Below are 18,560 nucleotides of genomic sequence, written 5' to 3'. Positions count from 1 at the left end.
AGAGAAGTAGGTGGCCTCAAGGTCAACTTCAACGAACACTACTTAGCTTCTGAACGAGGCTGAGATTAAAGTATCAAGGGCGAAATATGAAATTCCTACACACAATGATCCGAGTTACTGATTTAGACAAATCTATCGAGTTCTACACCAAGGTATTGGGAATGAAGGAACTTGAACGCCATGAAAACAAAGACTACCGCTACACATTGGTTTTTGTTGGCTACGAGCAAGGCGGCACGACTATCGAGCTAACATACAACTGGGATACGAATGAGTACGAGATGGGCAGCGCGTTTGGTCATCTGGCATTGGGTGTAGACGATATTTACGCAGCATGCGACAAGATCAAATCGCTAGGTGGCAACGTCACTCGCGAAGCGGGTCCAGTGAAAGGCGGTTCAACTCATATCGCTTTCATTACTGACCCAGACGGCTACCAAATCGAACTGATTCAACTAGGTTAATCGAGGATATAACAATGACAAACGCACTATTTCAACCAATTCAACTTGGTAATATCGAGCTTAAAAACCGTATTGTTATGCCACCGATGACGCGTTCTCGCGCAACGCAACCTGGTAATTCAGCAAACGACATGATGGCGGCTTACTACGCTCAACGTGCTTCTGCAGGTTTGATTATTGCGGAAGGCACACAAATTTCACCTATGGGCCAAGGCTATGCTTGGACTCCAGGTATCTATTCTGACGAGCAGATTGCGGGTTGGAAAAAAGTGACTGATGCCGTACATGAAAAAGAAGGCGTTATCTTCGCTCAACTTTGGCATGTAGGCCGTGTAACACAACCAGACAACATTGGTGGTGAACAACCAATTTCGTCTTCTGCACTTAAAGCAGAAAACGTAAAAGTATTCATCGATAACGGCACTGATGAACCGGGCTTTGTTGACGTGGTTGAACCTCGTGAGATGACGAAAGAAGACATCAAAGAGGTGATTGAACAGTATCGCCAAGCGGCTTTGAATGCTGTTGAAGCGGGCTTTGATGGTATCGAACTTCACGCCGCGAATGGTTACTTAATCAACCAATTCATCGATTCTGAAGCAAACAACCGCACTGACGAATACGGTGGTTCAATTGAAAACCGTTTACGCTTCCTAGGCGAAGTGGTTGAAGCTATGGTTGAAGCGATTGGTGCTGACCGTGTTGGTGTACGCCTTGCTCCATTCACATCGTTGAATGGTACGGTTGACGCTACACCAGTAGAGACTTACACAGCAGCGGCAGCACTACTTAACCTTTACAAAATTGTTTACCTGCACATTGCAGAAGTTGATTGGGACGATGCACCTGAAACGCCAAAAGCGTTCAAAGCGGCAGTTCGTGAAGCTTATGATGGTGTCCTTATTTATGCGGGTAAATATGATAGCGAGCGTGGCGAAAAGGCCGTTGCTGAAGGCGTAACTGACATGGTTGGCTTTGGTCGTCCATTCGTTGCGAACCCAGATTTACCAGCTCGTATTCAAAATGGTTACCCACTTGCGGCGCACGATCCAAACACATTGTTCGGTGGTGCTGAAAAAGGTTTAACGGATTACCCTGAATACGCAGGCTAAAAACAGCTGTTTGAAGCAGAGTATTGAGATAGTATCTTGATCCTGTTGAATGTTTATAAAAAGTAACCTTGCAGAGTCGGGTTGCTTTTTTTGTTATTGGACCAAGTAAAATGATGAATGTGAAAGCGATACGCGGAGAGCTTTACCTTCTATTTGCCACCCTGCTAGCTGGGGTGGGATGGATTGCATCTAAGCTGGTGGTATTAGAAATGCCTGGGCCAGTGTTCATTGGTGTGCGATTCCTCGTCGCGAGTCTTATTCTTCTGCCATTTTGTATTCACCATATTCGTAAGCTTTCGCTTAAGCAGATTCTGTCTCTTTGCGGCGTGGGTTTGTTGTTGTCTGCCTCATTGCAGGTATGGGTGTTTGCGGTTTCAGTGACGGAAAGCTTGTCGGAAGGGGCATTCATCATGAGCTTAGCCATGATCATTGCACCGTTTGTGTCTTGGATTTTGTTTCGAGTTAAGCCTAATCGTGCGTTTTGGATGTCTTTCCCGATCGCGATTATTGGCATGCTACTGCTGACTTTGGGCAATGGTTGGCATGTTGAGCAGAGTCAGATTTACTTCTTACTAGCATCGATGTTGTTGTCCGTTCACTTTGTGATGAACAAGCGTGTGATTACTAATATCAAGCCTATCGCATCAATCTGTGTGCAACTATTTGTGGTGGGTGTGAGTGGTTTAGCCTTTGCTTCTATGACTGCTCAGCCGGAGTTCGAAATCACCAAAACCTTAGTCTTCTGGTTTATTGTCTCTGCGGTGATCGCAACGTCTATTCGTTACTTGCTGCAAACGGTCGGTCAGCACTCCGTGAACATGGAAGTGGCGGCATTGATCATGATTCTTGAGCCTGTGTGGACGCTGCTGTTAAGTGTGAGTGTGCTTGGTGAAAGTGTTGAGATTCAGAAGCTGCTCGGTGGGGCGGTGATCATTGCTTCACTGTTTTGCTATATCAAGTGGTCGAGACGAAAATAAAACACTCGGCGCAAGGCCGAGTGTGGATTGTTTTTCAATACACGTTCAGAGTGTAATAATTTCTAAGCACTAAGCACTAAGCACTAAGCACTAAGCACTAAGCACTAAGCTAGGTAAGCAGTGAACGCGGTAAGATCAGATTGCCGCGACTACTTTCTGAAGTAGCTTGAGCATTTGTTGCTGTTCTTCAGCATCTAACTCGTTCATCAACTCTTTGTTTAAACGAACTGGGATAGGAACGAGTTGTTCTTCAAGTGCTTTGCCTTTTTCCGTTAAGTAAATTCGGAAAGAGCGGCGACTGTTTGGATCGGCTCTGCGTTCGACCAGTTCAAGCTTTTCTAACTTGTCTAATGTGCGTGTCGTTGTTGAATTCTCGACTTTGGATTTCGCAGCAATATCACGCTGAGTCACACCTTCTTCTTCCCAAAGACACATCATGGTTGGCCATAGAGCAATGCTTAAGCCATGTTCCTTCAATTCTGTGTCGAAATCTTTGGTCGACTTATTGGCGATCACATTGATCATCCAACCAAAGCTTTTTTGTCTATCAAACTCTTCTGGCATCTTTCGCTACCTAATTTTACTGTGATATTACAACTATTGTCATCGTAACTAATACCGATGCAATTAGCACCAACAACGCTTTCCTATTTGATGAAAAAGCCAATTGACTGCTATTTCTGAAATAATCCGTTGACGCTGAATGGTTTTGTTTGCCTGTGATCATGGCAAGAACCAGCGGTTTTGAACGCAGTTTGTAGATGATAATAGCCACCAAATGCAGTACGACAAAGACCACTAACATGCGAGCGGCAATGCCATGTACTGTGTATAACACATCGAATATTGCATCAGTAATCACGAGTTCCGAGCCTGGAATCGCATCAAAGAAACCAGCAATCACAAGCCCTGTCATACATTGGATAAACAGAGTCGTGATCATTCCTATCACCATCCACGCACCCAACGGATTATGTCCCGGTGTTGGGCGAGCCTTTCCACGCAAGTAATTCCATGCCGATTTCGGGGAGCTAATGAATTGAGAAAAACGACTGGTATCACTGCCGACGATTCCCCAAACCAAGCGCCATAAAATCAGACTGAACAGTGCGAGGCCTAAGTAAACATGGGGGCCTTGTCCGTTAAATCCTGATGCAGCAAGACCAATAAAGAGTGCGGCTTGAAGCCAGTGATAAAGTCGAGTTGGTAGATCCCAGATTTTCATAACGCTTTTCCTGTTTGCGAATTTGCTTGGTGGGAATAATTTACACAACAATAGTTGCATGAGCAACTATTGTTGTGTAAATTAAATGCATCTCTTCGATTACGGTTGAATTATCAAGCCGTAATTCACTAAGAAACCAATCAGTAATTAACGAAGAAATCACTCAATCAATTAACCACTCAATCAATTAATCACTAGGAATGACACTATGAAAAAATTCACTATCGCTTTAATCATCACACTACCAACGATTGCTCTGCCTATGAACTCTGCAGCCGCAGCGGATGTTGTAAATAATCGTCAACAGGCTTTTAGCTCTATTGAAGAGGTCAGTAAACAAGTCGATTCAGAATTGAATAACAGTGACGTGGATTGGCTGAAGGTGGGCGAGTTAAGTGAAATGTTGGTGGAACATGGTGATGTCTTGAACGCGAGTTTTGCTGAAGCTGACACAGGAGGTAAGGCCAAGAAGGAGATTTGGAGCAAGCCTGAGAAATTTAACCAACTGATGTTACAGATGAACCAAGGCTTTGCAGAGCTGTATCAAGCGAGTGTTGAACAAGACTTGTCGAGTGCAGAGCAAGGGTTAAATTCTGCGAATAAGACCTGCAAAGGGTGTCACCGTACTTATCGTTCTCGTTGGTAACGATTTTAACAACGAGCTTTGAATACAGGTGGTAAAGTCGAACCCTTACCACCATAGTCCTATCGCACAGCCTTCTTTTCTTTGTGCTATCAATTCGAATGCACTAGGGGCGGGAAAGGACGTGAATGAATTACTCGTTGATGGTGACTTTAGTAATCACAATATCTTCGCAAGGCACATCTTCGTGTCCCCAACGAATGGTTGTTGGTGCGACAGCGATTTTGTTTACCACATCCATACCTGCTGAAACCTTGCCAAATACCGCGTAACCCCAGCCAGCATTGGTTGTTGAGGTGTGATCTAGGAAATCGTTGTCATCAAGGTTGATGAAGAACTGCGCCGTTGCAGAATGTGGTGCATCAGTACGTGCCATCGCCACAGAGCCAATTACGTTCTTTAGGCCTCGGTTTGCTTCATTAACGATAGGTGCACGTGTTGGTTTTTCTGTCATGTCGATGGTGTGACCACCACCTTGAATCATGAAGCCTTCAATAACGCGGTGAAATGTAGTGCCTTCGTAGAAACCGTCTTGGCAGTATTTAAGGAAGTTTTTCGACGTTACTGGTGCTTTTTCAAGGTTCAGTTCAATTTCAATGTCGCCAAAGTTAGTGGTCAGAATGATCATAAAGGTGCCCAATTTTTGAGTGCTAATATTTTGAGTACTACAGAGTAGTAGATGACTTAATAGGGTGCAGTATATGAAAAATTGTGGAGGATGCCAGTTAACTATCAACCCTAAGTCTACGGGTTCTTAAGTTTATTCACAGGGTGTGGTGAGTTTTGAGCGCGCATAAATAAAAAACCAGCGATGAAATCACTGGCTTTGATATACCTAAAAAAGGCGAATCATTACTAAAGAGTCAGTAGGTAATTCACTAGTTGGTTGTACTCTTCATAGCTTTTGATTTGATCCGGTTTCACGATGTATTTGTTGTTGACCAATACACCTGGAACACCGGTTAGCGTGCTTGCATCAAACTGTTTATCAAAACGTTTCTGCATAGAGTTAACCGCAAAGCCGTTGTAAGCCGCATCAAACTTCTTAGCATCTACGCCGCTATCAATGAAGACTTGACGCAGTTCAGCTTCGTTTTTTGGTGTCTGTTTCATTTCATGAATTTTAGAGAACATTGCCGGAATCATGCTCTCTTCAGCATCAAGTGCAATCATGGTTGCGTACGCTTTTGCCATTGGTACTGCCATATCGTTACCCATGAATGCGACGTGCACTTTTTGGAAGCTTGCCGTTTCCGGTAAGTCTTCTTTTAGGTACTTAATCACCCCTTCAAACTTGTAACAGTGCGGGCAGTAAAAAGAGAAAAATTCGGTAACGACAGGCTTGTCTGCTTTTGCTACATCAAGGATCTTGTAGTGAGTACCTTCTTCAAATTGAGCTGCGTTCACTGAAGCGCTCAAGATCAGAGCAGCAAAAAGGCTAAATAGTTTTTTCATGTGTTATTTCCTAAATTCGGATGTCATTAAGTACAGCAAATGCGCTGTTTTATTGTGGTGGCAAGTATTGCCTATCGGGACAAACGATTAAAAAATAGGGGGGCGGTATGGTGCTTGAGGTGCAACAATCGCTTTATGCGAAGGTTCTTTTTCGATCAAAGCCAGAGACCCAATTTGAGTATCGAAGGACTCCGACACAATCAACGGTGGCATTTTTAGCAAACAGACCGAACCACAGCAGTGGTGCTCAATATTAGGTTGTGCATTTGAATAAGGTGTTGAGATGCTACTTGAGGGCATTGATAGGCTTTGAGATGCCACGACATTGTTACTCGCAATGCTATCCACACTGATGGTGGCCATTAACATAGTGAATAGCATAAAAGCGTGTACCCAAATTTTGCTTATCAACTTTGGCATGAAATCTCGGTCTTTGTATCCGAACTGATGTTGGTATGAATTAAACTTTGCAGCGAGTAAAACAGATCAAGCGCAAAACGAGCAAATGATACATCACTCGTTTGTGTATCTCTAATCAAAACCCAACAAAACTTATCAGAGCTCAACTTTTATTAAGCCTGATATTGTCTTAGAAACATCTCTACACTGGAGCTAATGATGACTTGTTTGTGCTGCGTATCTGGAGAAGGCACATGACCAATGATTTGCGGCCAAAAAGCGAACGACTTAATGAGTGAAATGAATTGAGTTGAAGCAAACAGAGGGTCGAGTTCGACTAAGCGACCATCGGCCTGCGCAGCTTTTATCCAAGTCATCAGCCCACTCTCTGCTTGAGAGTATTTCTCCATTGCTTGGCTCGCGAGTTCCGCATTGTGGAAGTATTCAGAGAAAAGCACGCGTGATAAATCGATAAAACCTTCAGACTCTAAAAGCTCTAGTTCTTGATTCGCGATTGATGCGAGTTGTTGTTCAAGAGGCAGCTCAGCTTGATAAGGGAATTGCGTCGCGGCCAGAGTTTTGCTCCAAATGCTGTCTAGAATCTCATCTAAAAGCAGCTCTTTGCTGGCAAAGTGATTGTATACGGTGCGCTTTGATACTTCCGCGCGGCTCGATATTTTGTCCATGCTGGTGGCCTTGTAGCCGTGTTCAGTAAACTCTGCGATAGCAGCGGCAACGATCGATTCACGTTTTCTTTGGCTCAGCGTTTTTTTTACAGTCATCGGGATACTACTCAATATGTCGCGGTTAGCATTGCATACGCTAACTTTACACCAGTAAGTTTACTTTTAGAACACCAATCCGCGTATTGGTAATTCGGTCGATAGTAACTGAATCGCTTTGCAATGCACTGTGGGTATCATAGAATCAAAAGTGTATTCGAATTTTATTGATATCAACGGAAGAGAATAAACAATCAATGAGTAGTATTTTAGAGTGTATTCGTACAGTTGGACGAGGAGAAAGAGGGCGTAAGCCTTTATCGTTCGAACAAGCCTACCGCATCATGGATGAGTATTTAAGCGGAGAAGTCGGCGACGACCAAATGGCTATGCTACTGATGCTGATTCGTGTGCAGAATGAAACCAATGAGGAGATCGCTGGCTTTGTAAAAGCGTTTCAATCTCGAGTGCCAGATTTAGGCGCTGATATTGATTGGCCGTGTTATGCAGGTAAGCGTAACGATAACGCCAGTGGTAAACCTTGGAACTTGCTGGCAGCAAAAATCCTCGCTGACAGTGGTTATAAAGTCTTAATGCATGGCTACATGGACAAACCGAGCGGTAGGACACACGTTGAAAGCCATTTGCAAGATGTTGGTGTGCAAAGTGCAGAAAACCCTGAACATGCTAAGTCGATTCTTGAACAAGACGGCATTGCTTATTTACCGCTAGCTAACTTTGCGCCCGAAGCACAAACCATGATTGGTTGGAAACACCGCTACGGTCTGAGAACACCAATTAACACGGTAGTTCGAGCATTGAATCCTGGTGGTGGCCGTTTAGGTCTGCGTGGCAGTTTCCATCCTGGCTTTCCACAACTTCATGCGGAAGTTGAGCATGTTATCGGAAATAAATCCCACTCGGTGATTTCATTCAAAGGGATGAACGGTGAGTCGGAATATAATCCTAAAGTTAGCCAAACGGTATGGATGAGCTCTCCTGACAAAGTCGAATCGTTCTACTGGGAAGAGATGATGAACCTAGAGCTGCCACTTCCTAGTCAATGTGTACTTGGTACATCGGCTGAAGAGATGGCGCTAATGGCGAATACCGTTGTCGACAGCATGACAGCTATTCTCTTTGCAGAAACGCACGATAAAACTAAGGCATACCAGAAAGCGGTGCGCCTGTGGCATGAGTATTGTGCGCGTTAGATGGTGGTTTGTAATCAATGAGAGAAGGTCAGCGAGCGCTGGCCTTTTTTATACTTGATTTCTAGTAAGGGCTTTTCGTGAATGCCCAAACAATAGCACTACTTCACTCGCATCAAGCGATGCATTTTGTCTTCGAACTGAATCTCAATCACCTGTGAGATTTTCATTTTATCAACACGATCAAGCATTCTCGCTTGGTAATCACGTTTTTTCATCCACTCTAGCGGTTCTTTAAATCCATCTTCATTAATCACAAACGACTGATCGGTAATAGAGTCTTCAAAGATATGAACCACCCAAATGCGTGATTGGAAATCCAGTAACTCGCTAAAGTAGCTTTTTAACTTAGATAAGGAGTTCGTTAGATACGTTTTAGGTGAGGTTTGAGAAGACATAGTAAGCCGTATTGGGACAATGAAAATCGGCAAGGGCGCCGTCTGATCATTATAGCCTTTACCCGTTAGGCTTGTCAGGTCGAATTCGGCAGCCATTCACGGCTATTGCGCTTGCTAATGCTTTGCTATTGCTACTATGGCTGCCAGTTAGAGATTAACCAAATCAGTGTCGGATTCACTATTTAACGAATAGGCCGAAGTCGATCTCTTGTTCTCTTTGATATTTCACCAGCTTCACTTTTAGGTCGTGTTTTGCTGCTAAATCAATGGCTAAGCATGACATGCGTTTTATCTCATCAACGCAGCTTGATATAAGCGGTTTTTCTTGATTATCAATAGTGGCGATGAGTGTGTTTTCTGTGCCGTCGTTACCTGCGTAAATATACGCGTACATGTTGTTGTCGTGTTGCATAAACTTCCTAAATCGGGATTTCTAATTATTAGTGCGGTGAAGATTACAGGGTTTATTTACGCAGGCTAGCTCGGCTAAGTAAGGTTAAGCAAGGGAAAGTAAGGCTTTGTAAGGGCTCTTTTTTTTCTTTTTTCTGGTGTTCGAAAACGTGCTCAACCCTTTGTTTGTCTCACTTTTTTGTCTTGTTAGGTTTTGCCTATCAATAAAATTGTTGAAATCCATTTAGTAAAATCAAGATTTTAGACAACAATTAACTTAACAAGATAGAAAAATATATGACGCAAAGTATTTAGGGAGAACGCAATGCATTCTATTAAAGTGAAAGATTACATGACGCAGCAGGTTGTGACATTTACTCCTGATATGCCGTTAAGTCTAGCGTTAGACAAAGTGATGCGTAGCCACCATATGGGTGGGCCCGTAATCGATGATAACGAACAAGTGATTGGCTTCCTTTCAGAGCAGGATTTACTCGAGAAACTTGTGAAGGTCAGTTACTTCTGCCAAGACACACACCTTGTGGGTGACTGTATGTACCAAGAAGTGCTGTCGGTGTCACCTGACTTATCCATTATTGAATTGGCGGACATGATGCAGGTTGGAAAACCTAAAGCATACCCTGTGATCGATAATCGAAAACTGGTGGGTATTATCACCAGAACTGATGTTTTGAGAGCAATTGGCAAGAACTTGGAAGAATGCTTCAAACATCAGGTATAGTAGCGTGTTAAGAACGATTATTTTTCTCAATACCCTCAATTGAAAAAAGGCGCACCAGCGCCTTTTTTCTGTATAGCGCTTTTCTTGGTCGATCCTTTCTTTTTGGATCCCTAGCCTGTTGAACAGTTGAACAGTTGAACAGTTGAACAGTTGAACAGCTGATTAGGCTTTAGCTCTTGGGTATTCCAACTTTTGGAGGTTTCATGTCAAATCAAACGGCAAAGTTTGTTGAAGGTTCAACGATGCGCCACATATTGGTGATGTCGGGGGCTGGCTCTGTCGGTTTGATGGCGTTATTTGTGGTCGATTTACTCGACATGCTGTTTATCAGTATGCTCGGACAGGTTGAATTGGCTGCTGCGGTAGGCTTTGCTGGTACGCTGACTTTCTTTTCTACTTCCGTTTCTATCGGTACTTCCATTGCCATGGGCGCATTAGTGTCCAAAGCCATCGGCTCCAAGAATCAAGAGCACGCTCGAAACCTAAGCACCAGTATCATGCTGACTGCGTTTGTTATCAGTTCAACCATAACTGCAATCATGTTCGCTTATATTCCAGAGCTGCTAGCCGCGATAGGCGCCAAAGGCATTGCAGCCGAGCGCGCTCAAGCTTACCTACAGATTTTGCTACCAAGTGGTCCATTTTTGGCGTTAGCGATGGCAGCAGGTGCGGGCTTAAGAGCGGCAGGTGATGCTAAGCGTTCGATGTGGGCAACTTTGTCTGGCGGCATTGTTAACGCGATTCTCGATCCTCTGTTTATTTTTGGTTTTGGTTGGAACATCGAAGGGGCGGCTATCGCTTCGGTTGTCGCTCGTTTCTCGGTGCTATTCTTTTCGCTTTATCCTCTTATTCGCAGCCATCAGCTGGTGGCCCCGCCTTCTTTTGTGCAATGGCGTCTTAATATTCGACCAATATTGGCGATTGCGCTGCCTGCGATTATCACCAATACCGCTACACCTATCGGTAACGCGATTGTGACAACGGGTATCGCGCAATATGGTGAGGATTTTGTCGCGGGCTTTGCCGTTATAGGTCGTCTGACGCCAGTTTGTTTTGCGGTTATCTTTGCCTTGTCTGGCGCTGTGGGGCCAATCATTGGTCAGAACTTTGGTGCTGAACGTATGGACCGAGTGAAAGAAACACTCAACAACTCATTATTGGTTACTACGGCATACACCATTGCCGTTTGTATCTTGTTGTACTTCGTTCAAGGTTATGTCATTCAAGGCTTTAGCTTACAAGGTGATGCAGCAATCATTGTGGCGGCTTTCTGTACCTATGTGGCGTTAACCTTCACCTTTAACGGCGCACTATTTGTTGCCAACACGTCTTTCAATAACCTAGGTAAACCGCTTTACTCGACAGCATTGAATTTGGGTAAAGCGACACTGGGTACTCTGCCGTTCGTCTATCTAGGTTCGCAATGGTATGGCGCTTTGGGTGTTCTCTATGGTCAAGCTTTGGGTAATGTTCTATTCGGGATTTTAGGTATCTTGGTGCTTCGACATCATATCGCTGAACTGATGCAAGGATCTCAAGTTGATCCAGTGGAAGATGATGTGTCGATTGTCAGCTTGAACACTCAGCCATTCTGTTCACACGATGCGGTGCTTATTGATGATGTATCCGCTAACCGTGAAGAGTGTGCGGAGCTTAAATCTCACTAAGCCATCGGCGCTGGCATAATATTTTTGTTTTCTTGAAAACTTCTTCTTGACCTTGGAGTAACCTCCAAGGTTTATACTTTTGATGAACTTAAGGTTCTGTTGCTCTAAGTTAGCAACAACCTCAAGGCTTTTGAGTATTAAGGAGATACATTATGTGCGCAAAACATGCAGCGTGCCGCTCAGCAAAAGTGGACGTTCAACCTCAAGCGGCAGGAGCAAGTTGCTCTAGCCCTAAAATTTCAAGCATCACAGCAGCAGGTACTTCATCTGGTTGTTGTAGCTCTTCTGCTACTTCGTCATCGTCTGGAGATGATTGTTGTAGTTCGTCGGACAGTGGAGAAGAAGACAGTCAGTCCTCAACTTTATCTCACGACGCCCAATTTTCGAAAAGTTGGCTGGTTGCCGGAATGGACTGCCCAGCTTGTGCAAGAAAAATAGAAAACGCGATTAGCAATATTGACGGTGTTATTCAAGCGAAGGTTCTCTTTGCTACCGAAAAGCTGGTCGTGAAATTCGATAATCAAAGCCTTGCCGACACCATTGAACAGGTCTCTATCAAAACGGGTTTCCCTCTTACGGAAGTCGGTTCAAAGAAAGAAAAACAACAACCGGAGACTTTTTGGCAAGCTCATATCCAACCTAATTTACAGATTATCGCGATTGCAGCAGCAATGCTGTTTGCTGCGCTTCTGAAAAGTACCTCTCCTCAATTAAGCGAAGGCTTGTTTACGGTAACTTGTCTGCTTGGTTTATATCCGGTGGCGAAGAAAGCGGTTCAGCTGGCGCGTTCAGGCACCCCGTTTGCTATTGAAACCTTAATGAGTGTTGCCGCGCTGGGTGCTTTGTACCTTGGTGAAACTGCGGAAGCGGCGATGGTTCTATTGTTGTTCTTGATTGGTGAGCGCTTAGAAGCGTTTGCTTCATCTCGAGCAAGAAGTGGCGTTCAAGCGCTAATGGCATTGGTACCAGAAAACGCAACCAAGATCATCAACGGCGAACGTGTAGAAGTTGCCGTCAGTGAACTGGTTCCCGGTGATGTGATTGAAGTGGCTGCGGGCTCTCGTTTACCTGCTGACGGCCAATTGATTACAGACGCGGCAAGCTTTGATGAAAGTGCGTTAACCGGTGAATCTGTTCCTGTTGAACACATCAAAGGCAATAGCATCATGGCTGGCGCTGTGGTGGTCGATAAAGTGGTTCGTATCACCATCACTTCAAAACAGGGTGAGAACGCGATCGACCGTATTCTTCATCTGATTGAAGAAGCAGAGTCACGTAAAGCACCACTAGAGCGATTCCTCGATAAGTTCAGCCGTTGGTACACACCGTTAATGATGGTAGTGGCTTTGTTGGTCATCATCACGCCACCATTGTTGTTTGCGCAGCCATGGGAAACATGGGTATACCGTGGCCTAGCGCTATTGTTGATTGCTTGTCCGTGTGCCTTGGTTATCTCGACTCCTGCAGCAATTACCTCTGGCTTAGCAGCGGCGGCGAAACGTGGCGCGCTCATTAAAGGCGGCGCAGCGCTAGAGCAGCTTGGTAAAATCCAAACCATCGCCTTCGATAAGACAGGCACACTGACCGAAGGTAAGCCTCAGGTTACGGATATTCAACCTCTATCGGGTTGGCAACAAGATGCGATGCTGCGTGTAGTTGGGGCTATTGAAGTTGGCTCTACTCACCCGTTGGCGCAGTCACTTGTCGCTAAAGTAAAAGATCTGAATATTGAGATTCCTGAATCACACAACAAGAAAACATTGATTGGTAGTGGTGTTGAAGGTGATGTTGATGGTGTTAAGTATCAGGTTCTGTCGCCGTCTAAAGTGACGTTCGATCTTGGTCTCGATGTGGTTTTTCAGGTAGAAGCATTAGAAGGCGAGGGCAAGACGGTTGTGGTTGCTCTCGAGGTTAAAGATCAAGAAGAGTTAACAGAGCAAACTACGACTGTGATTGGTCTGATTGCTTGGCAAGATACGTTACGCAGTGACGCTAAGCTTGCGATTGAACGACTTAATGACTTAGGTATTCAATCTATCATGCTGACCGGCGATAACCCGCGAAGTGCAGCAGCGATCAGTAGCAAGATTGGTATGCAGTACAAGGCAAGCCTATTGCCAAGCGACAAGGTATCTTACGTTGAGGAGTTATCTCAACAGTCGCACGTGGCGATGGTCGGTGATGGCATTAACGATGCACCAGCAATGAAAACGGCGAATGTCGGTATTGCAATGGGTGGTGGTACGGATGTCGCTTTAGAAACGGCTGATTCAGCACTGACTCATAACCGTTTAACTGAGCTGCCAGCGATGATTGAACTGTCGCAAGCGACCATGAATAACATCCGTCAAAACGTAGCCCTTGCGCTTGGTTTGAAGGGCGTATTCTTGGTGACAAGCTTGTTAGGTATTACCGGTCTGTGGGTTGCAGTTTTAGCGGATAGTGGTGCAACTGCATTGGTGACATTGAACGCATTGCGTCTGCTTCGATTCAAATCTAAAGCGGACTAAATCGAGTTCACCGACATAGAGCATTCTTAATATAAAAGCGCCTTTAGCGGTAATACGTTAAAGGCGCTTTTTGTCTCATTAGTATGCAACACAGGCGTGCGGATTGCTTATTTTTGTGATGCCAATCGGTTTTTTGTGAAACTTGAATTCTTGTTGCGATCATTCATGTGACATGTGTCACTTCATTTTGTAATGAGCTTGGTTAGAGTGTGTTCGTACCCCACGAATTTACTATGAGCTTAAATAAGGGTAAAAAGCCCAATAAGCCAAAAGGAGCGAACTATGTCTCAAGCTGTTTTCCACTTAGGTGTTACTGAAGCAGATCTTAACGGTGCTACTCTTGCGATCATCCCTGGTGATCCTGCTCGGGTGCAAAAAATTGCAGAAGAGATGGAGAACCCAGTATTCCTTGCTAGTCACCGTGAATACACGCTTTACCGCGCAGAGCTAGACGGCAAGCCAGTTGTTGTATGTTCAACAGGTATTGGTGGTCCATCGACTTCTATCGCAGTTGAAGAGCTTGCTCAACTTGGTGTTCGCACTTTCCTACGTGTTGGTACGACTGGTGCTATCCAACCTCACGTAAACGTGGGTGATATGATTGTTTCTACAGGTTCTGTTCGTCTAGACGGCGCTAGCCTGCACTTTGCTCCAATGGAGTTCCCAGCAGTTGCTGACTTCGAAGTGGCAACAGCAATGAAAGCGGCAGTTGAAGAATCAGGCGCAGCAGTTCACATGGGCGTAACGGCTTCAAGTGATACTTTCTACCCAGGTCAAGAGCGTTACGACACGTTCTCTGGTCGCGTTGTTAAGCGTTTCCAAGGTTCTATGCAAGAATGGCAAGACATGGGCGTTCTAAACTTCGAGATGGAATCTGCAACACTACTAACAATGTGTGCAAGTTCTGGTCTGAAAGCAGGTTGTGTTGCTGGTGTAATTATCAACCGTACTCAAAAAGAGACGCCTGATCACGACACTCTAAAAGTAACGGAAGCACGTTCAATCAAAGTGGTGGTAGAAGCTGCTCGTAAAATGCTTTAAGTCTTAAAGTGCTCTGAGTTTTAGAGAGCATTAAGTCTTCAAGTGACATTAAATTTTGAAAATGGCCGCATCGAATGATGCGGCCATTTTTTATGTGCTCTTTGAGTGATAGAGATAAAGTAGACAAGAAAAGCATCAGATACAAAAAAGGCGAGTGACTTAATGGTCATTCGCCTTTTTAATAATCTGCTTAAGAGCATTGAGCTCTCATGAGTTTATTTGCTTTTAGTACTCTAGATCTTCACTGCCACCCGCAGCTGTAAACCATGCCGTTAGGTGTGTTTTAAGATCTTTCAATTCGTCAGGGCCAATCAGTGCAAGGCCAAGATCTTCTGCTCGTGTGATGTCGTTATGGCGAAGCGGGCGGAAGCTGACCAACATTGCACGCGCTTGTAGGCCACCTAGTAGGTCTCTCAGCGATTCCAGTTTGTACAAGGTGTCATCACCATCGTCACGCATGCCCTTGGTCTTACATTCGATGATGTGCAGCTTATTGTTCACCACAGACGCAACATCAAGCTCGTTTCGCACTTCACGCTCACCAAGTTGACGGTATACCTGAACATTCAACGAACGGTCTTGGATAGTCGGCATGTCATCTTGGATTTGTTTCACTGTGCTGTGAACCAGAGTTTCTAACCATTCACCGTTTGAGAAGCGGCGCGCGTCTTCGTTGGCAAAGGTCAAAATACCGTTGTCGTAAGTCGCAATCTTAGCTTCAACCAAATCGCTCAGAAGCATGTTCAGTTCACGGTAGCCTTGTTGCTTCTCAGATAGTCCAACATCAAGTTTCTGTTCTTTACGACAGGTCGTTGCTAGGTAGTTCAATGTCGCAAGGCCAGGGCCTAATTCGAGTGCGTTACTTGCCCAACGTTCACCCAGTTCATAAAGTTTCTGATCCAGTTGCGGAGACAACTGCACGTCGCTGAATTCCCCACGAGCACCAAATACCGTTAGGTAGTCGTCGATAGTAATGCGGTCTTGAACTTGTGCGTCTTCTTTGCCATTCGGGTACAACCAGCAAAGCTTGTCACTGTTTGGTTCCACCACGAAGATTGGCCAGTGGTAAGTACGGAATACTTCGTACACAGAAAGTAGGCGGTGACGAAGGCCACAACTTGCGTTGAGCTTCACTTCTTGACCGCGTGCTTTGAGGTCTTCGGCAAGGGTTTGGATAGATTCTTTAATGACGGACGTATTTACGATGGTCGGAATTTCGAAAAACTCACTCGTAATGTCGCGCTTATGCAAAACGCTGTCTAAACGTTTGTACATACTGACTTGATTCTTGTCGCCGATAAACACGATGTGGGTGCTGACCGTTCGGTTATCAAGTAAAGGGGTGAGCAAGCGAATGGGGTCTTGATCGATAATGCCAACATGAACAGCCATATAAATTCCTTAATAGCGGCTCGCTCATAAAGGTGAAAGAAAAAACGGGAAGCAGCAAGCCTTAATAATCATATAATGACAAAGCTCATAAAAAACAAGGGCAACCCTTGATAAAAGTTGCCCTAGCTCAATTAGTTACCACTATTGGGTATGAAGTCTCAACAATCTCACTAAATATCTATCGATTCTTCATTTATCTATAGTTTGAATTGATGTACTAAATCACCTTGCTGATTTGCCAGAATCGTTAGGTTTTGGCTGGCTTCTGCAATTGATGACATCGCTTGGTAACTCTTATCTGCGATGTGGTTGATGTCTTCGATATTACGCGCGATATCGCCAGACGTTTCACTCTGCTCTGCGGCTGCTTGAGAGATATGTGTGCTCATGTGGCTGATCTCTAGAATCAATGCTTGGATCTCTTCCATCGCACTGTTTGCACTTGAAGCTTGTTGGACTGACATATCCATGTCGCTCATACAACTTTCAATCACGTTACTTGCTGTTTTCGAGCTTGATTGCAGGTTGCTGATCATGGTTTCGATTTCTGACGTTGATTGAGTGGTCTTTTGCGCTAGCACTCGTACTTCATCGGCAACAACTGCAAAACCACGACCTTGTTCGCCAGCACGCGCTGCTTCGATTGCCGCATTAAGTGCAAGTAGGTTGGTCTGTTCAGCAATGCCACGAATAACGTCAAGGATTGAACCAATCTGACTACTCATTTGTTGTAGCTCGCCCACAGCACCCACAGACTCAGTAAGGCGAACCTCAAGCTGATTGATAGTGCTAATGTTGGTGTTCATGATCTGACGACCAGACTCAGAAGCCGATTCTACTTGTTGAACCATGGTGAGTGAGCTTTGCGCGCTGTTTGCCACTTCTTGTACAGAATGAGACATCTCTGTCATTGCGGTCGCGACAGTTGCCGTTTGTTCACGTTGGCTGTTCAGCTGAGCTTGCGTTTCAGAAGAAGTCTTTTGGTTTACGCTTGCTGTCTTGGTTAAGTCATCTGAAGCATCATTCAGCTTCACAAGGATATTGTGCAAGTTGTCCGCCAAGGTGTTGATGTGGCGACTCACACGGCTGAATTCGTTGTCGTAGCGAATATCGATACGTTGAGTCATATCGCCTTCGGTTAGACCTTCTAATGTACCGAGGATGCGAGTTAATGGCTCTCTTACGCTATGTGCAATGTGGTAACCAATTGCAGCAGCGAACACTGTCACAACAATGCCAATTGCAATCGCGTTGAATAGGCCCTTATCGTAAATGCTGCTCGCGTCTGCCAGAGAAGCGTTAAGTTGCTCTTCGGCTGTCACGTTAAATGAATCTAATACCGCCATTGCTTGGTCAACTTCTACGGCTAGGTTGGCGATGTTCACGTACAGCGCTTGCTTGGCTTGTAGGTAGTTGTTGTGTTTGTCTAGTACGCCACCTTTCTGACCAACGTCTTTGGTGAACTTCTGAACCGACTCATCGAAGACATTTTTAAGTGCTGGTAGTTGTGTTGATAGGCCGCGATAAGCGTAGTTAAGATGAGTAACGGCCTTTTTGTTTTGGTTAACGGCTTTCTGAACGAAGGCAACATCAGAGCTAGCAAGGGCATCAGAGGTAATAACTTCTGCGTCTTGCAGTTTGATGAAGTAGCTCTTTGCCATCACTTTTACAGAGATGCTTTTTTGATCGGCAACGTACTCTTTCATGCCAACGGTTAATTCTGAATGTAAGCGTTGGAAGTCACGAGAGGCTTTTTGCACTTGTTCTTGCGCTTCGAACATCGCAACGTAGTTGTTCATCGCTTCGTCAGCTTCGGCGAAGTAGCGTTCTTCCATTGCTCTTAATTGTGCGATGCGTTCAACAAGTGAAGCATTGTTTTGGCTTGCCGCTTCTAAACTACCGAGAACTTCTGAAAACGAGTTTTGTGATGCAGCAAATTCTGTACGCATTGCAGACATGCGTTCAGCGTTTTGTGTGGTTAAGAAATCTTTGAATGACTTATCAGCAGAAAGCAATTGAACACTTGTTTGATTTGAAAGCGCGACAAGTGGCAATGAGGTTTCTGAGACACTCTCAAAATTGCTGTGTATCTGATTCATGCTGTTCATCATGATGGTTATCGTGACTGCGAACATGATGATGATCAGTGCGAAACCAGCGTACATACGCTTGATCACAGATCCCTTCATGGCTTTCTCCCTAAATAAAAATG

General features: G+C 44.7%; 19 protein-coding genes. 9 read left to right on the top strand and 10 right to left on the bottom strand.

Annotated features, from left to right (window positions below; all coding sequences use genetic code 11):
• Positions 1-86 precede the first annotated feature (86 nt).
• From gloA to AB6E85_RS02565, 3 genes are all read left to right on the top strand, one after another.
• Positions 87-464 carry a lactoylglutathione lyase gene (gene gloA / locus AB6E85_RS02575; RefSeq protein WP_004736293.1) on the top strand — a complete coding sequence of 126 codons (378 nt, stop codon included), beginning with the start codon at positions 87-89 and terminating at the stop codon, positions 462-464.
• A 14-nt stretch (positions 465-478) separates the two neighbouring features.
• Positions 479-1,576 (top strand): alkene reductase, encoded by a 1,098-nt coding sequence (locus AB6E85_RS02570; protein ID WP_372141319.1) that lies wholly within the window; start codon positions 479-481, stop codon positions 1,574-1,576.
• A 110-nt stretch (positions 1,577-1,686) separates the two neighbouring features.
• On the top strand, positions 1,687-2,553 hold the full coding sequence (locus AB6E85_RS02565) for a DMT family transporter (RefSeq protein ID WP_372141317.1): 867 nt from the start codon (positions 1,687-1,689) through the stop codon (positions 2,551-2,553).
• A gap of 135 nt (positions 2,554-2,688) precedes the next feature.
• Here the strand turns inward: AB6E85_RS02565 and AB6E85_RS02560 are convergent, their stop codons facing one another.
• Together AB6E85_RS02560 and AB6E85_RS02555 are read right to left on the bottom strand one after the other, a co-directional pair.
• Positions 2,689-3,117, bottom strand: a complete 429-nt coding sequence (locus tag AB6E85_RS02560; protein WP_050622032.1) for a MarR family winged helix-turn-helix transcriptional regulator — start codon at positions 3,115-3,117, stop codon at positions 2,689-2,691.
• Positions 3,118-3,133: 16 nt separating this feature from the next.
• Positions 3,134-3,778: a cytochrome b/b6 domain-containing protein gene (locus AB6E85_RS02555; protein ID WP_372141316.1), complete on the bottom strand. Its 645-nt coding sequence runs from the start codon at positions 3,776-3,778 to the stop codon at positions 3,134-3,136.
• 208 nt (positions 3,779-3,986) lie between these two features.
• Here AB6E85_RS02555 and AB6E85_RS02550 point away from each other — a divergent pair, with 208 nt between their 5' ends.
• Complete coding sequence (locus tag AB6E85_RS02550; RefSeq protein ID WP_372141314.1) at positions 3,987-4,424, top strand: cytochrome c; 438 nt, start codon at positions 3,987-3,989, stop codon at positions 4,422-4,424.
• Between the two features lie 130 nt (positions 4,425-4,554).
• Here the strand turns inward: AB6E85_RS02550 and AB6E85_RS02545 are convergent, their stop codons facing one another.
• The 4 genes from AB6E85_RS02545 to AB6E85_RS02530 all read right to left on the bottom strand — a co-directional run bounded on the left by AB6E85_RS02545 (position 4,555) and on the right by AB6E85_RS02530 (position 7,057).
• Positions 4,555-5,049, bottom strand: coding sequence for a peptidylprolyl isomerase (locus tag AB6E85_RS02545; protein WP_086712231.1), 495 nt, complete (start codon positions 5,047-5,049; stop codon positions 4,555-4,557).
• A gap of 227 nt (positions 5,050-5,276) precedes the next feature.
• Positions 5,277-5,876, bottom strand: a complete 600-nt coding sequence (locus AB6E85_RS02540) for a thiol:disulfide interchange protein DsbA/DsbL (protein ID WP_372141313.1) — start codon at positions 5,874-5,876, stop codon at positions 5,277-5,279.
• Between the two features lie 87 nt (positions 5,877-5,963).
• Positions 5,964-6,296, bottom strand: coding sequence for a hypothetical protein (locus AB6E85_RS02535; RefSeq protein WP_372141311.1), 333 nt, complete (start codon positions 6,294-6,296; stop codon positions 5,964-5,966).
• Positions 6,297-6,448: 152 nt separating this feature from the next.
• Positions 6,449-7,057: a TetR/AcrR family transcriptional regulator gene (locus AB6E85_RS02530; protein ID WP_372141309.1), complete on the bottom strand. Its 609-nt coding sequence runs from the start codon at positions 7,055-7,057 to the stop codon at positions 6,449-6,451.
• 167 nt (positions 7,058-7,224) lie between these two features.
• Here AB6E85_RS02530 and AB6E85_RS02525 point away from each other — a divergent pair, with 167 nt between their 5' ends.
• A complete protein-coding gene (locus tag AB6E85_RS02525) occupies positions 7,225-8,211 on the top strand; it encodes a glycosyl transferase family protein (protein WP_372141307.1) in 987 nt (328 codons plus the stop codon).
• Between the two features lie 98 nt (positions 8,212-8,309).
• Here the strand turns inward: AB6E85_RS02525 and AB6E85_RS02520 are convergent, their stop codons facing one another.
• Together AB6E85_RS02520 and AB6E85_RS02515 are read right to left on the bottom strand one after the other, a co-directional pair.
• On the bottom strand, positions 8,310-8,606 hold the full coding sequence (locus AB6E85_RS02520; protein ID WP_050622140.1) for a hypothetical protein: 297 nt from the start codon (positions 8,604-8,606) through the stop codon (positions 8,310-8,312).
• A 178-nt stretch (positions 8,607-8,784) separates the two neighbouring features.
• Positions 8,785-9,018 (bottom strand): hypothetical protein, encoded by a 234-nt coding sequence (locus AB6E85_RS02515; RefSeq protein ID WP_017060212.1) that lies wholly within the window; start codon positions 9,016-9,018, stop codon positions 8,785-8,787.
• A 303-nt stretch (positions 9,019-9,321) separates the two neighbouring features.
• Here AB6E85_RS02515 and AB6E85_RS02510 point away from each other — a divergent pair, with 303 nt between their 5' ends.
• The 4 genes from AB6E85_RS02510 to udp all read left to right on the top strand — a co-directional run bounded on the left by AB6E85_RS02510 (position 9,322) and on the right by udp (position 14,956).
• The gene (locus tag AB6E85_RS02510) at positions 9,322-9,738 is read left to right on the top strand and encodes a CBS domain-containing protein (RefSeq protein ID WP_017060213.1); all 417 of its coding nucleotides are present in this window, start codon (positions 9,322-9,324) and stop codon (positions 9,736-9,738) included.
• Between the two features lie 203 nt (positions 9,739-9,941).
• Positions 9,942-11,405 carry an MATE family efflux transporter gene (locus tag AB6E85_RS02505; RefSeq protein WP_372141306.1) on the top strand — a complete coding sequence of 488 codons (1,464 nt, stop codon included), beginning with the start codon at positions 9,942-9,944 and terminating at the stop codon, positions 11,403-11,405.
• Between the two features lie 152 nt (positions 11,406-11,557).
• Positions 11,558-13,915, top strand: a complete 2,358-nt coding sequence (locus AB6E85_RS02500; protein ID WP_372141304.1) for a zinc/cadmium/mercury/lead-transporting ATPase — start codon at positions 11,558-11,560, stop codon at positions 13,913-13,915.
• Between the two features lie 282 nt (positions 13,916-14,197).
• Entirely contained in the window at positions 14,198-14,956 is a 759-nt protein-coding gene (udp, locus tag AB6E85_RS02495; protein WP_017632176.1) for a uridine phosphorylase, read from the top strand.
• Between the two features lie 225 nt (positions 14,957-15,181).
• Here the strand turns inward: udp and AB6E85_RS02490 are convergent, their stop codons facing one another.
• Together AB6E85_RS02490 and AB6E85_RS02485 are read right to left on the bottom strand one after the other, a co-directional pair.
• Positions 15,182-16,348 (bottom strand): DUF1887 family protein, encoded by a 1,167-nt coding sequence (locus AB6E85_RS02490; RefSeq protein WP_017065293.1) that lies wholly within the window; start codon positions 16,346-16,348, stop codon positions 15,182-15,184.
• Between the two features lie 197 nt (positions 16,349-16,545).
• The gene (locus tag AB6E85_RS02485) at positions 16,546-18,537 is read right to left on the bottom strand and encodes a methyl-accepting chemotaxis protein (RefSeq protein ID WP_372141302.1); all 1,992 of its coding nucleotides are present in this window, start codon (positions 18,535-18,537) and stop codon (positions 16,546-16,548) included.
• Positions 18,538-18,560: the final 23 nt, after the last annotated feature.

It is taken from the genome of Vibrio sp. 10N.247.311.51, from assembly GCF_041467855.1.
In the GTDB taxonomy this organism is placed as follows: domain Bacteria; phylum Pseudomonadota; class Gammaproteobacteria; order Enterobacterales; family Vibrionaceae; genus Vibrio; species Vibrio coralliirubri.
The sequence above is the reverse complement of the archived record's forward strand: the minus strand, read 5'-3'. Positions and strand labels throughout refer to the sequence as shown.